Below are 15,353 nucleotides of genomic sequence, written 5' to 3' on the forward strand. Positions count from 1 at the left end.
GGTGCAGGCGTTGTATCTAAGATTTTCGCTTAATTTGTAATTAAGTGTTGCCAAGTTTCAGGGGTGCGCCTATAATGTGCGTCCCTGATTTTTACAGGCCAGTGGCTCAATTGGCAGAGCAGCGGTCTCCAAAACCGCAGGTTGTGGGTTCGAGTCCCTCCTGGCCTGCCATCCTTAATCAAGGGTGGCATCAAGCAGTAAGCTTTTACTAAGCCGAGGCTAATAAGCGTGAACCCTAAAGTGACATCTGAAGTATCAAAGTTCGACGGCCTTAAATGGTTGGTTGTTGTGCTGCTTGTTGCGGCTGGCGTGGTTGGTAACTCTTATTATGCCGATCAGTCTTTGTTGTATCGTGTTGTGGCCTTGCTTGCTGTGGCCTTAGTAGCTGGATTTGTTGCATTTCAAACAGCTAAGGGAAAGGCTTTCTTTACCCTATGTAAAGAGTCAAAAAATGAGATTCGCAAAGTGGTATGGCCGACGCGCCAAGAAACTTTGCAAACCACAGCGATGGTTGTTGTCGCTGTGTTGGTTATAGGTTTATTTCTTTGGGGCCTCGACTCGTTATTGGGTTGGGTTGTCTCTAGTGTGATTGGTTAGGAGAAGAGCATGGCTAGGAATTGGTATGTTATTCATGCTCACTCGAACTACGAGAAGCGTGTTAAGTCTTCTCTGGAAGAGCGTATTGCGTTAGCCGGTCTTGAAGATATGTTTGGTGATATCCTTGTTCCCACAGAAGAAGTGGTTGAGATCAAGGATGGTAAGAAGCGTAAATCAGAGCGTAAGTTTTACCCTGGCTATGTGCTTGTTCAAATGGAAATGAACGACGAGACATGGCACTTGGTTAAACATACTGATCGTGTGCTCGGTTTTATTGGTGGTACGGCGGATAAGCCAGCGCCAATTAGCTCGCGAGAAGCTGATGAGATTTTGTCGCGCGTTCAGAGTGGGGTTGATAAGCCTAAGCCTAAGACAGTGTTTGAGCCGGGTGAGATGGTTCGTGTGTCTGATGGTCCGTTTGCTGACTTTGATGGCGTTGTTGAAGAAGTTGATTATGAAAAGAACCGTATGAAAGTGGCGGTAATGATTTTCGGTCGATCAACTCCAGTAGAATTAGAGTTTGGTCAGGTAGAAAAGATCTGATCTGAGTATATTTTATAGCGTTAAGACTCTGCCTGCGAAGGCGGAGTTTTTGCGTCTTTGTAAAACGGGTAGCTGAAAAGCGTTGACCCATAGGAGAAATAGCAATGGCTAAGAAAATCCAAGCTTATATTAAGCTTCAGGTTAAAGCCGGTCAGGCGAATCCAAGTCCACCAGTTGGTCCTGCATTGGGTCAGCACGGTGTAAACATCATGGAGTTCTGTAAGGCGTTTAACGCTGAGACTCAAGGCTTAGAGCCTGGTCTTCCGACTCCTGTTGTAATTACTGTTTACAGTGACCGCAGCTTTACTTTTATTACAAAAACGCCTCCAGCGTCAATTCTGCTTAAAAAAGCAGCTGGCCTGAAGAGTGGTTCTGGTCGTCCAAATACTGAGAAAGTGGGTACTGTAACTCGTGCTCAGTTGGAAGAGATCGCAACGACTAAAATGGCTGACTTGACTGCTGCCGATATGGACGCAGCTGTACGTACTATCGCGGGCAGCGCTCGTAGTATGGGTCTTGTAGTGGAGGGTGAAGAGTAATGGCTAAGCTAACTAAGCGCCAAAAGGCGATTCGTGAAGTAGTTGAAGCGGGTAAAGCTTACGCTATCTCTGATGCTGTTGAGATCCTTTCAAAAGTTTCTACTGTTAAGTTTAAAGAAACGGTTGAAGTGGCGATTAACTTGGGTGTTGACCCACGTAAATCTGACCAGGTAGTACGTGGTTCTACTGTGCTTCCTAACGGTACAGGTAACGATGTTCGTGTTGCTGTATTTGCTCAAGGCGAAAACGCTGAGAAAGCAAAAGAAGCGGGTGCGGATGTTGTAGGTTTTGAAGATCTAGCTGAAGCCATCAAAGGTGGCGATCTAGACTTTGGCGTTGTTATTGCTACACCTGATGCTATGCGTATCGTTGGTCAGCTTGGTCAGGTGCTAGGCCCTCGCGGTTTAATGCCTAACCCAAAAGTTGGCACAGTGACTACCGATGTGGCTACGGCTGTTAAAAACGCTAAAGCCGGTCAAGTACGTTTCCGTACAGACAAAAACGGTATCATTCATGCGGGTGTTGGCAAGATTGAATTTACTGCTGATGCTATCCGCGAAAATATTGAAGCCTTGGTCTCTGACCTGAAAAAGCTGAAGCCTGCTTCTGCTAAAGGTGTATATATTAAGAAAGTTACTCTGTCCTCTACAATGGGGCCAGGACTGGTGGTTGATCAGGCGTCTTTGACGGCGTAATCAATCCCTTAAAGGTTTTTTGAGGGTCTTCGTGACCTGTTAGACAGAGACGAAGGCCGTCAAAGACCGCAGGTGATGCGCTTTGACGTATCTTAATGGGTAACTGGCCTGCGCAGACGGTGAAATACACCGCACACTCGAAAGCTTGCGAAATACCAAGCTTGGTAAATAGTCGAAAGACTCAATCCAGGAGTTAATTGTGGCATTAGGACTAGAAGACAAAAAAGCGATCGTCGCTGAAGTCCAAGAAGCTGCTAAAGGCGCCCTTTCTGCAGTAGTTGCTGACTCTCGCGGTGTTACCGTGACAGACATGACTGCTTTGCGTAAGCAAGCGCGTGAAAATGGCGTATGGCTACGTGTTGTTCGTAACACGTTGGCACGTCGTGCAGTTTCTGGTTCAGCGTTCGAATGTTTGTCTGACTCTTTCGTTGGCCCAACTATCATTGCATTCTCAAACGAGCACCCAGGTGCTGGTGCGCGTATTCTGAAAGAATTCGCTAAAGACAATGATAAGTTTGAGCTGAAAACAGCAGCATTTGAAGGTGAAGTTGTAGACGTCGCTATGCTGGCAAGCTTGCCAACATACGAAGAAGGTCTGGCGAAACTGATGAGCTGTATGAAAGAAGCAGCAGCTGGCAAGTTGGTTCGTACCATCGCTGCCGTACGCGATCAGAAAGAACAAACCGCTGCATAATTGGCAGGGTTTGTAATACGATTTTAATGAGCTTCGGCTCCACTAGTTTTATAGGAAAAAGTCATGTCTCTGACTAAAGATGATATCATCAATGCAATCGCTGAAATGTCCGTAATGGACGTAGTTGAATTAGTTTCAGCTATGGAAGAAAAATTCGGCGTATCTGCTGCTGCAGCTGTAATGGCTGGCCCAGCTGGCGATGCAGGCGCAGGCGCTGCTGAGCAAACAGAATTCGACGTAGTTCTAACAGCTGTTGGCGATAAGAAAGTTAACGTAATCAAAGCTGTTCGTGGCGCTACAGGTCTTGGCCTGAAAGAAGCTAAAGAAATGGTTGATGGTGCTCCATCTACTATTAAAGAAGGTGCTAGCAAAGAAGAAGCTGAAGAGCTTAAGAAAGCACTGGAAGAAGCTGGCGCTTCTGTTGAGCTTAAGTAATCGCGCTTATGCTCTTCAAGCAGCTTGAGACTGCTTGATATATCTATGGCTGGTGGCAAATTGCTACCGGCCTTTTTCCGTTATTTATAGACAGCAAATAAATAGCGGTTGCACAGACCGGAAGCTCTAATTCTGGACTGCTTCTCAACTTGGTGCACATGCTGAGGAACACTGATGGCTTATTCATACACCGAAAAGAAACGCATCCGAAAAGATTTCAGCAAATTGCTGCAAGTCATGGATGTACCTTACCTGCTGGCGATCCAGCTTGATTCTTACCGCAAATTCCTCCAAGAAGGAGTTGATGCCGCGGGTCGTAAAGAAGAAGGCTTACACGCAGCGTTCAAATCTGTATTTCCGATCGTCTCTTATTCTGGCAACGCCGCATTAGAATATGTTGGCTATCGCTTGGGTGAGCCCGTTTTTGATGTCAAAGAGTGTCAGTTGCGTGGTGTGACCTATGCGGCTCCTTTGCGTGTAAAAGTGCGCCTCGTTATCTACGACCGCGAATCATCAAATAAAGCGGTAAAAGATATTAAAGAACAAGAAGTCTACATGGGCGAAATGCCTTTGATGACTGATAACGGCACATTTGTGGTTAACGGTACTGAGCGTGTAATCGTTTCTCAGTTGCACCGTTCTCCTGGTGTGTTCTTCGATCACGATAAAGGGAAAACACACTCGTCTGGTAAGTTGTTGTACTCAGCACGAATTATTCCTTACCGTGGTTCATGGTTGGATTTTGAGTTTGATCCTAAAGATTCCCTTTTTGTACGTATTGACCGTCGCCGTAAATTGCCTGCGACAATTTTGTTGCGTGCATTGGGTTATGAGTCTAATGAGATCCTCGACATCTTCTTCGATCGTACTAACTGGATGCTGTCTGACGAAGGCGTATCTATGGAGTTGGTACCAGAGCGTCTTCGTGGCGAAACCATGTCGTTTGAGATTAAATCACCTAAGGGTGATGTGATCGTTGAAGCTGGCCGTCGTATTACCCCTCGCCATATTAAGAAAATGGCTGATGCAGGTATGACGCAGTTGGACGTTCCTAATGAGTACTTGTTAGGTAAGTCTATTGCTCAAGACATGCTGGATGCAACAACCGGTGAACTGATCTGCCCATGTAACACAGAAGTAACGGAAGATCTAATCACTAAATTTGCAGCAGCAAATGTGACAACATTCCAAACCTTGTATACCAATGACTTGGACTGTGGTCCATTCATGTCGGATACATTGCGTATCGACCCAACGCGCAGCCAATTGGAAGCATTGGTAGAAATCTACCGTATGATGCGTCCAGGTGAGCCGCCAACAAAAGAGTCGGCTGAAGCCTTGTTCCAGAACTTGTTCTTCTCTGAAGAGCGTTATGACCTGTCTGCTGTAGGTCGTATGAAGTTCAACCGCCGTCTAGGCCGTGCTGAAGAGGTAGGTTCTGGCGTTTTAGGTAAAGAAGATATCCTTGACGTTATGAAGACCCTAATCGATATCCGCAATGGTAAAGGCATTGTTGATGATATTGACCATTTGGGTAACCGCCGTATTCGTTCTGTCGGTGAAATGGCTGAAAACCAATTCCGTGTTGGTTTAGTGCGTGTAGAGCGTGCTGTTCGTGAACGTCTAAGCATGGCTGAATCTGATAACTTGATGCCACAAGACCTTATCAATGCTAAGCCAGTGGCTGCTGCAGTGAAAGAGTTCTTTGGTTCATCACAGCTGTCTCAGTTTATGGATCAGAACAACCCGCTTTCAGAGGTTACTCACAAGCGCCGAGTTTCTGCATTAGGCCCGGGTGGTTTAACACGTGAGCGTGCAGGCTTTGAGGTACGTGACGTACATCCAACTCACTATGGTCGTGTATGTCCAATTGAAACGCCGGAAGGTCCAAACATCGGTTTGATCAACTCATTGGCAACGTTTGCGCGTACTAATGATTACGGCTTCTTAGAAACACCATACCGTAAAGTCGTTGATTGTGTTGTTACTGATGATATTGAGTACTTATCAGCGATTGAAGAGAACAATTTCGTCATCGCACAGGCGTCAGCTACGGTAGATGAAAATAATCGCTTAACTGATGAGATGGTAACGGTTCGTCACCTTAACGAAACGACTGTAATGGCACCGGATAAAGTGGCATACATGGATGTTTCGGCTCGTCAGGTTGTATCGATTGCGGCATCCTTGATTCCGTTCTTGGAGCACGATGATGCTAACCGAGCTTTGATGGGCTCGAACATGCAACGTCAGGCTGTACCTACTTTGCGTGCAGACAAGCCGCTTGTTGGTACTGGGATGGAGCGTTATGTAGCACGCGATTCAGGTGTTTGTATTACCGCAAAACGTGGCGGCTTTATCGAATCTGTTGATGCGGCTCGCATTGTTGTTCGTGTTAACGAAGACGAAGTGCAAGGTGATGCGGGTGTAGATATCTACAACCTAACCAAGTACACACGTTCTAACCAGAATACATGTATCAACCAGCGTTCAATTGTACGCCCAGGCGAGATTGTGCAGCGTGGTGATATTATGGCCGATGGTCCGTCTGTTGATATGGGTGAGTTGGCGCTTGGCCAAAACATGCGCATCGCATTCATGCCTTGGAATGGTTATAACTTTGAGGACTCGATTCTGATCTCAGAACGTGTCGTTCAAGAGGACCGCTTTACCACTATTCATATTCAAGAGCTAACGTGTGTGGCTCGTGATACGAAGCTTGGTTCAGAAGAAATCACATCGGATATCCCTAACGTAGGTGAATCTGCGCTGGCTAAGCTGGATGAGTCTGGCATCGTGCACATTGGTGCCGAAGTAGGTCCTGGCGATATCTTGGTCGGTAAAGTAACGCCTAAAGGTGAAACGCAATTAACACCAGAAGAAAAACTGCTACGTGCAATCTTTGGTGAAAAAGCGTCTGACGTTAAAGATACCTCTCTACGTGTTAAAGGCGGGACAACCGGTAAGGTAATTGATGTTCAAGTCTTTACACGTGACGGCGTTAAGAAAGATGACCGTGCGTTGTCGATCGAAAAAGACGAAATGGACGCAATCCGCAAAGATTTGAACGAAGAGTTTCGTATCGTTGAACAAGCAACATTTGAGCGTTTAACACGCACGCTAGAAGGTGTTGTAGCGGAAGGCGGATCTGGCCTGACAAAAGGGCAGACAATTACAGCTGAATTCTTGTCAACGCTTAAGAAAGATGACTGGTTCAAAATCCGTGTTGCAGACGATTCAGTCGCTGAAGCCTTAGAGCAAGCTAAAGCTCAGCTAGAAGAGCGTCGTGAAGAGCTAGATAAGAAGTTCGAAGATAAAAAGAACAAGCTGCAAACTGGTGATGACCTAGCCCCTGGTGTACTTAAGATTGTTAAGGTGTACGTAGCGACTAAACGTCGTGTCCAGCCAGGTGATAAAATGGCCGGTCGTCACGGTAACAAGGGTGTTATCTCCGTTATCATGCCGGTTGAAGACATGCCTTACGACGAGAACGGTGAGCCGGTAGATATCGTGCTTAACCCGCTGGGTGTACCGTCTCGAATGAACGTAGGTCAGGTTCTAGAAACGCACATGGGTGCGGCAGCGAAAGGCTTAGGTCGCAAGATCAATAACATGCTTGAAGTTGAGCGTGAAAAAGCTGAAACCGTTAAAGAGATTCGTGAATTCTTGGATCGCATTTACAACAGCGAACTAGATGGATGGAAAACGTCTCGTCACGAAGACCTTGATAGCTTCTCTGATGCTGAAATTCTTGAGTTGGCTCATAACCTGCGTGGTGGTGTGCCGTTGGCTACACCTGCATTTGATGGTGCAAAAGAAGCCGAGCTTAAAGAATTACTGCGTCTTGCTGATATGAGTGATACCGGCCAAGTAGCATTATTTGATGGTCGTTCCGGTGATAAATTCACCCGTCCAGTCACTGTTGGTTATATGTACATGCTGAAGTTGAACCACTTGGTTGACGATAAGATGCATGCCCGTTCAACCGGATCTTACAGTCTGGTTACTCAACAGCCATTGGGTGGTAAAGCACAATTTGGTGGTCAGCGCTTCGGTGAGATGGAAGTGTGGGCACTGGAAGCTTATGGTGCTGCTTATACGCTACAAGAGATGCTAACTGTTAAGTCGGATGACGTGAATGGTCGTACTAAGATGTATAAGAACATCGTAGATGGCGATCATAGAATGGAGCCGGGTATGCCGGAGTCATTCAACGTATTGATCAAAGAGATCCGCTCTCTGGGTATCGACATCGAGCTTGAGAACGAATAAGGCATTACCGATTCACTGGGGCCGAAAATTGCTTCGGCCCATAACTCCGCGAGGAGCTGTAGATAATGAAAGATTTACTGAATCTGCTGAAATCACAAGGCCAGAATGACGAGTTCGACTCGATCAAGATTACACTGGCGTCACCTGAAATGATCCGCTCGTGGTCGTTCGGTGAAGTGAAGAAGCCTGAAACGATTAACTACCGTACGTTCAAGCCAGAGCGTGATGGTTTATTCTGCGCCAAAATCTTTGGCCCAGTAAAAGATTACGAATGCTTATGCGGTAAATACAAGCGCATGAAGCACCGTGGTGTTATTTGTGAGAAGTGTGGCGTAGAAGTTACGCTGACTAAAGTGCGTCGTGACCGTATGGGTCACATCGAATTGGCAAGCCCTGTTGCGCATATTTGGTTCTTGAAATCACTTCCGTCCCGTATCGGTTTGATGCTAGACATGACGCTACGTGACATTGAACGTGTTCTTTACTTTGAATCATTTGTTGTTATTGAGCCAGGTTTGACTACGCTTGAGCGCGGCCAGTTGCTAAATGATGAGCAATACTTCGAAGCATTAGAAGAGTTTGGTGATGAATTTGACGCGCGTATGGGTGCCGAAGCGGTACAGATGCTCATGTCATCAATTGATCTTGAAGAAGAAATTCAGATGTTGCGTGAAGAAATACCGCAAACTAACTCTGAAACTAAGATCAAAAAGCTTTCTAAGCGTCTTAAATTATGCGAATCCTTCTACAAGTCTGGCAACAAGCCAGAGTGGATGGTGATGTCTGTTCTGCCGGTTCTTCCGCCAGACTTGCGTCCATTGGTTCCTCTTGATGGTGGTCGTTTTGCGACATCGGATCTTAACGATCTATATCGTCGTGTTATCAACCGTAACAACCGTCTTAAGCGTTTATTAGACCTGAATGCACCAGACATTATCGTACGTAACGAAAAACGTATGCTGCAAGAAGCGGTCGATGCGCTGCTTGATAACGGTCGTCGTGGTCGTGCCATTACTGGTTCAAACAAGCGTCCATTGAAATCTTTGGCTGACATGATCAAAGGTAAGCAAGGCCGTTTCCGTCAGAACTTGTTGGGTAAACGAGTCGACTACTCGGGTCGTTCGGTTATCGTGGTAGGCCCATACTTGCGCCTACATCAGTGCGGTCTTCCTAAGAAGATGGCGCTCGAACTATTCAAGCCATTTATCTTTTCGAAGCTTGAGTTACGTGGTTATGCAACCACGATTAAAGCGGCTAAGAAAATGGTTGAGCGTGAAGAACCATTAGTCTGGGATATTTTGGATGAAGTCATCCGTGAACACCCAGTGCTGCTTAACCGTGCACCAACACTTCACCGTTTGGGTATCCAAGCGTTTGAGCCTGTGTTGATTGAAGGTAAAGCCATCCAATTGCACCCATTGGTTTGTGCGGCATACAACGCCGACTTCGATGGTGACCAAATGGCGGTTCACGTTCCATTGACGATTGAAGCTCAGCTAGAAGCGCGTGCTTTGATGATGTCTACGAACAACATTCTTTCACCAGCAAACGGTGAGCCAATCATTGTGCCTTCACAAGACGTAGTCTTGGGCTTGTACTGGATGACTCGTGACCGTATCAATGCGCTCGGTGAAGGCATGGTCTTCTCTGATCTCGACGAGATTGAGCGTGCTTACGGTGCTAAGCAGGTTGATCTTCAAGCACGAATTAAAGTGCGTATTCACGAAGTTATCCGTGATATTGAAGGTAACGAGACAGAAGTAACAGAAGTTAAAGAAACAACGGTTGGTCGTGCTCTGCTTTATTCTATCGTGCCTAAAGGTCTGCCATTTGAGTTGGTAAACCAAGCGATGAAGAAAAAAGCCATATCGCGTTTGCTTAACGAAGCTTACCGTCGTTGTGGTTTGAAAGATTCGGTTATTTTTGCTGACCAACTGATGTACATGGGCTTCCGCCAGGCGACTGTTTCTGGTTCGTCTATCGGTGTTAACGATTTCGTTATTCCTGATGAGAAAGCGACTATTGTTGGTGAAGCTGATGCAGAAGTTAAAGATATTGAGCGTCAGTTCGCTGATGGTTTGGTAACGCAAGGCGAGAAATACAACAAGGTTATCGATATCTGGTCGCGTGCTAACGAATTGTTGGCTAAGCGCATGATGGAAAACTTGAAAACTGACATGGTCATTGACCGTGAAGGTAATGAGGTTGAGCAAGAGTCGTTTAACTCGGTTTATATGATGGCTGACTCCGGTGCCCGGGGTAGTGCTGCACAGATTCGTCAGTTGGCGGGTATGCGTGGTCTGATGGCTAAGCCAGACGGTTCTATCATTGAGACGCCAATCGTTGCGAACTTCCGTGAAGGTTTGAACGTACTTCAGTACTTCATCTCGACTCACGGTGCTCGTAAAGGTTTGGCCGATACGGCATTGAAGACGGCTAACTCAGGTTACTTGACTCGCCGTTTAGTCGATGTGGCGCAAGACGTTGTTATCACTGAACATGATTGTGGTACAGAGAACGGCCTTGTAATGCAGCCTATGATTGAAGGCGGCGATATTGTTGTTGGCTTGGGTGATCGAGTGCTGGGTCGTGTTGTAGCGACTGATGTATTAGATCCAACAGGATCAGATGTCTTGATTCCTAAAGGCACACTGATTGATGAGACCTGGGTAGCGCGTTTAACTAACGATGAGATCTACTCGTCTATCGATGAAATTCTTGTTCGCTCAGCGATTACTTGTGATACACGCTTCGGTATTTGTGCGTCATGTTACGGTCGTGACTTGGGACGTGGCCACCAGGTTAACCCAGGTGAAGCGGTTGGTGTTATTGCTGCGCAATCTATCGGTGAGCCAGGTACACAGTTAACAATGCGTACGTTCCACATCGGTGGTGCTGCATCTCGAGCAGCGGCTGTTGATAGCGTTCAAGTTAAGAACGGCGGTGAAGTTCGTCTACATAACTTGAAGTTTGTTGAAACGCCGGAAGGTAAGTTAGTGGCGGTATCGCGTTCTGGTGAGCTGGGTATTACCGATGAGCACGGCCGTGAGCGTGAGCGTTATAAGCTTCCTTACGGTGCAGTTATTGGCGTTAAAGACGGCGATGCTGTTAATGCCGGTGCTGTCGTTGCTAACTGGGATCCGCATACCCACCCAATCATTTCTGAGGTGGAAGGTACTGTTGTCTTCTCTGGTATGGAAGATGGTATTACCGTTAAGCAGACAATTGATGAGCTAACAGGTCTATCGACTACCGAAGTGTTGGATGCTAAAGACCGTCCAGCAGCGGGTAAAGATATTCGCCCAATGATCAAGTTGGTGGATGCTGCAGGTAACGATATTAACTACGCGGGTACTGATTCTCCTGCTCAATACCTATTGCCTGCTAAAGCAATCATCAACTTAGCGGATGGCGCGAAAGTGTCTATCGGTGATGTATTGGCGCGTATCCCTCAAGAAGGTTCGGTCAACAAGGATATTACAGGTGGTCTACCACGTGTAGCTGACTTGTTCGAAGCGCGTAAGCCAAAAGAGTCTTCTATCCTTGCTGAAATCACTGGTGCAGTGACGTTCGGTAAAGAGACCAAAGGTAAGAAGCGCTTGGTAATCACGCCACCGGATGCTGAGCCGTTTGAATTGATGATTCAAAAATGGCGTAACTTGAACGTATTCGAAGGTGAGACGGTTGCTAAAGGTGAGGTTATCTCTGACGGCCCATCTAACCCACATGATATTTTACGTATCTTGGGTGTAGAGCGTCTTGCTGAGTATATCGTTAATGAAATCCAAGAGGTTTATCGCCTCCAAGGTGTAATCATCAACGATAAGCACATTGAAGTTATTGTTCGTCAAATGTTGCGTAAAGTTGAAGTAACAAGTGCGGGCGATTCAACACTGATCCCAGGTGAACAGGTTGAATACGCAGCGGTAATTGCGGAAAACGAAGCGCTAGAAGCGGCTGGTAAGATCCCAGCTAAGTTCGAGCGTGTGTTGTTAGGTATTACTAAAGCATCGTTGGCAACAGAGTCGTTTATTTCAGCAGCCTCTTTCCAAGAAACCACTCGTGTATTAACGGAAGGTGCGGTTACTGGTAAGCAAGACTTCTTGCGCGGATTAAAAGAAAACGTTGTTGTGGGTCGATTAATCCCAGCCGGTACCGGTTTGGCTTATCACTCAGAACGTAAGCGTAAGCGTGCATTGTCGCAGGGAACTGAGACAGTGAGCGCGGAAGAGGTACAAGAAGCGTTGACAGCAGCGCTGAATGCCTCAATGTCTAGCTCTGATTAATTTTTAATCAAAGATTGACGAAGTAGGGCGGAATTGATTAAAATTCCGCCCCCTTAGTGCCGGGTTCTTTTTAGAATCCGGTTTTGGTGTTTATAACAAACGTGAAAACGTGGAGTTTGCTTAATGGCAACAATTAACCAATTGGTTCGCTCGCCACGTAAGCGCAAAGTACAAAAAAGTGATGCACAAGCCCTTCAGGCTTGCCCTCAGCGTCGCGGTGTTTGTACGCGTGTTTACACTACTACTCCGAAGAAGCCAAACTCGGCTCTTCGTAAAGTATGCCGTGTTCGTCTAACGAACGGCTACGAAGTATCTTCATACATTGGCGGTGAAGGTCACAACTTGCAAGAACACAGTGTTGTATTGATCCGTGGCGGTCGTGTAAAAGACTTGCCAGGTGTTCGTTACCACACAGTTCGTGGCGCACTTGACTGTTCAGGTGTCAACGATCGTAAACAGGGCCGTTCTAAATACGGTACAAAACGTCCTAAGTCTTAATCACCGTTAGTTGCTCGGTGGGCTTGAAAGTAGTAGTGGCTCCGTTTCTTAAAGACCAGTACTAAGTTTTAGCTAGGCCGGACACGGTAAGAGTAAGGTCAGGTAGTAGAAATCTGCCTGAAGTTCCTGAAGACCTTTAATTATTAGAAGAGGGCTTATCATGCCTAGAAGACGTGTCGCTGCGAAGCGCGAAATACTGCCGGATCCAAAATTCGGTAACATTACACTGGCAAAATTCATTAACCACGTTATGGTCAGCGGTAAGAAATCTGTTGCTGAACGTATCGTGTACGGTGCACTCGACAAAGTTGAAGAGCGCGCTAAATCTGAACCACTCGAACTGTTCGACAAAGCACTAGAAAGCATTCAGCCGGCTGTGGAAGTTAAATCACGCCGTGTGGGTGGTGCTACGTACCAAGTTCCTTGCGAAGTGCGTCCTTCTCGTCGTATGGCTTTAGCTATGCGTTGGTTAGTTGATGCTTCTCGTAAGCGTGGTGAAAAATCCATGGCTCTGCGTCTAGCTGGCGAAATATTAGATGCGGCTGAAGGTCGTGGTGCTGCTGTTAAGAAACGTGAAGACGTGCACCGTATGGCTGAAGCTAACAAAGCTTTTGCTCACTATCGCTTCTAAACCCAGAGGATTGAGTTGTGGCTCGTAAAACTCCTATTACACGTTACCGTAACATCGGTATCGTTGCTCACGTAGACGCTGGTAAAACAACTACTACCGAGCGTGTGCTTTTCTACACTGGTTTGTCTCATAAAATCGGTGAAGTACACGACGGTGCGGCTACGATGGACTGGATGGAACAGGAGCAGGAACGTGGTATTACTATCACGTCTGCTGCTACTACCTGTTTCTGGAAAGGCATGAACCAGCAGTTTGAAGACCACCGCGTAAACATCATCGATACTCCAGGGCACGTTGACTTCACGATCGAAGTAGAACGTTCTTTGCGTGTACTTGATGGCGCGGTAGTTGTTCTATGTGCTTCTTCAGGCGTTCAGCCTCAAACTGAAACCGTATGGCGTCAAGCTAACAAGTACGAAGTTCCACGTATGGTATTTGTTAACAAGATGGACCGTGCTGGTGCTGACTTCTTTATGGTTGTTGACCAGTTGAAGAAGCGTCTGGGTGCAAACGTTGTACCAATCAACTTCCCGATTGGTGCTGAAGACGAGTTTAAAGGCGTTGTCGACTTGATTCGCATGAAAGCGATCATGTGGAACGAAGCTGACCAAGGTATGACGTACGAGCTGGAAGATATCCCAGCAGACTTGCAAGCCAAAGCTGAAGAGTTGCGTGAGCAAATGATTGAAGCGGCTGCTGAATCTACTGATGAGTTAATGGAAAAATACCTTGAAGAAGGTGAGTTGACTGATGAGGAAGTTAAAGCAGGTCTACGTGCTCGTACACTGGCAAACGAAATTGTTCTGATGCAGGCGGGTTCTGCGTTTAAGAACAAAGGTGTTCAGGCTGTACTTGACGCTGTTATCGAATACTTGCCGTCTCCAGTGGAAGTTAAAGCCATTGAAGGTACGCTAGACGATAAAGATGAGACAGTTGCTTCTCGTGAAGCTGATGATAATGCTCCTTTTGCTGCGTTAGCGTTTAAAATCGCGACAGACCCATTTGTGGGTACACTGACTTTCGTTCGTGTTTACTCGGGCGTTCTTAACTCTGGTGACAGTGTTATTAACTCCGTGAAAAGCAAGAAAGAGCGTGTAGGTCGTATGGTTCAGATGCATGCAAACAACCGTGAAGAAATTAAAGAAGTACGCGCGGGTGATATTGCAGCATTGATCGGTATGAAAGATGTAACGACAGGTGACACCTTGTGTGATCCTAACAGTCGTATCATTCTTGAGCGTATGGAATTCCCGGATCCGGTAATTTCGGTTGCGGTTGAACCTAAGACTAAAGCAGACCAAGAAAAAATGGGTGTTGCTTTAGGTAAGCTAGCGCAAGAAGATCCATCTTTCCGCGTTGAAACTGACGAAGAGTCTGGCCAAACAATCATCTCTGGTATGGGTGAGCTTCACCTGGATATCATTGTCGATCGTATGCGTCGTGAGTTCAGTGTAGAAGCGAACATCGGTAAGCCGCAGGTAGCCTACCGTGAGAAGATCCGTCAGCCGGTTGTTGCAAACCATAAGTTTGCTCGTCAGTCAGGTGGTCGCGGTCAGTATGGTCACGTTGTTGTTGAATTCAGTCCTTCAGATGAAGAAGGGTTGGAGTTCATTAACGAGATCGTTGGTGGTGCTATTCCTAAGGAATACATCCCAGCCGTTCAAAAGGGTATCGAAGAGCAGATGAAAAACGGTGTTATCGCCGGCTATCCGCTAATCGGCCTGAAAGCGCGTCTATATGATGGATCTTTCCATGATGTTGACTCGAACGAAATGGCGTTTAAAATTGCAGCGTCTCAAGCGCTGAAAAAATACGCTATGCAAGCTAGCCCTTGTCTGTTGGAGCCTATGATGAAAGTCGAGGTTGTTACTCCAGAAGACTATATGGGTGATGTGATGGGTGACCTTAACCGTCGTCGTGGCCTTGTTCAAGGTATGGAAGATACGTCATCAGGTAAGGTTATCAATGCTCAAGTTCCGCTGGGTGAGATGTTCGGTTACGCAACTGATTTGCGTTCCGCTACTCAAGGTCGTGCGACCTACTCAATGGAATTTGACAGCTATGCTGAAGCTCCTAACAACATCGCTGAAGCGGTGATGAAAGATAATTAATTCGCCAGATAAAGAGGTAATTTCTCGTGGCAAAGAAATCATTTGAACGTAA

At 46.5% G+C, this 15,353-nt stretch carries 11 protein-coding genes and 1 tRNA gene; all 12 read left to right on the forward strand.

Annotated features, from left to right (window positions below):
- Positions 1 to 95: 95 nt before the first annotated feature.
- A tRNA-Trp gene (locus tag OW491_RS17475) sits at positions 96 to 171 on the forward strand.
- Positions 172 to 228: 57 nt separating this feature from the next.
- Positions 229 to 597 carry a preprotein translocase subunit SecE gene (gene secE / locus OW491_RS17480; RefSeq protein WP_075174346.1) on the forward strand — a complete coding sequence of 123 codons (369 nt, stop codon included), beginning with the start codon at positions 229 to 231 and terminating at the stop codon, positions 595 to 597.
- 9 nt (positions 598 to 606) lie between these two features.
- Entirely contained in the window at positions 607 to 1,140 is a 534-nt protein-coding gene (gene nusG, locus OW491_RS17485; protein ID WP_075174345.1) for a transcription termination/antitermination protein NusG, read from the forward strand.
- A gap of 104 nt (positions 1,141 to 1,244) precedes the next feature.
- Entirely contained in the window at positions 1,245 to 1,679 is a 435-nt protein-coding gene (gene rplK, locus OW491_RS17490) for a 50S ribosomal protein L11 (RefSeq protein WP_075174344.1), read from the forward strand.
- A complete protein-coding gene (gene rplA / locus OW491_RS17495; RefSeq protein WP_290037199.1) occupies positions 1,679 to 2,374 on the forward strand; it encodes a 50S ribosomal protein L1 in 696 nt (231 codons plus the stop codon). The genes rplK and rplA overlap by 1 nt, the downstream gene beginning before the upstream one ends.
- A 199-nt stretch (positions 2,375 to 2,573) precedes the next feature.
- Complete coding sequence (gene rplJ, locus OW491_RS17500) at positions 2,574 to 3,068, forward strand: 50S ribosomal protein L10 (protein WP_075174342.1); 495 nt, start codon at positions 2,574 to 2,576, stop codon at positions 3,066 to 3,068.
- Positions 3,069 to 3,131: 63 nt separating this feature from the next.
- Positions 3,132 to 3,503, forward strand: a complete 372-nt coding sequence (gene rplL, locus OW491_RS17505) for a 50S ribosomal protein L7/L12 (protein ID WP_075174341.1) — start codon at positions 3,132 to 3,134, stop codon at positions 3,501 to 3,503.
- Positions 3,504 to 3,677: 174 nt separating this feature from the next.
- On the forward strand, positions 3,678 to 7,775 hold the full coding sequence (rpoB, locus tag OW491_RS17510) for a DNA-directed RNA polymerase subunit beta (RefSeq protein ID WP_075174340.1): 4,098 nt from the start codon (positions 3,678 to 3,680) through the stop codon (positions 7,773 to 7,775).
- 65 nt (positions 7,776 to 7,840) lie between these two features.
- Complete coding sequence (gene rpoC, locus OW491_RS17515; protein WP_075174339.1) at positions 7,841 to 12,061, forward strand: DNA-directed RNA polymerase subunit beta'; 4,221 nt, start codon at positions 7,841 to 7,843, stop codon at positions 12,059 to 12,061.
- A gap of 123 nt (positions 12,062 to 12,184) precedes the next feature.
- Positions 12,185 to 12,559 (forward strand): 30S ribosomal protein S12, encoded by a 375-nt coding sequence (gene rpsL / locus OW491_RS17520; RefSeq protein ID WP_075174338.1) that lies wholly within the window; start codon positions 12,185 to 12,187, stop codon positions 12,557 to 12,559.
- A gap of 160 nt (positions 12,560 to 12,719) precedes the next feature.
- A complete protein-coding gene (rpsG, locus tag OW491_RS17525) occupies positions 12,720 to 13,190 on the forward strand; it encodes a 30S ribosomal protein S7 (RefSeq protein ID WP_075174337.1) in 471 nt (156 codons plus the stop codon).
- Positions 13,191 to 13,207: 17 nt separating this feature from the next.
- Complete coding sequence (gene fusA, locus OW491_RS17530) at positions 13,208 to 15,301, forward strand: elongation factor G (RefSeq protein ID WP_075174336.1); 2,094 nt, start codon at positions 13,208 to 13,210, stop codon at positions 15,299 to 15,301.
- Positions 15,302 to 15,353: the final 52 nt, after the last annotated feature.

Origin of the sequence: Neptunomonas sp. CHC150 (genome assembly GCF_030397555.1) — a bacterium.
In the GTDB taxonomy this organism is placed as follows: domain Bacteria; phylum Pseudomonadota; class Gammaproteobacteria; order Pseudomonadales; family Balneatricaceae; genus Neptunomonas; species Neptunomonas phycophila.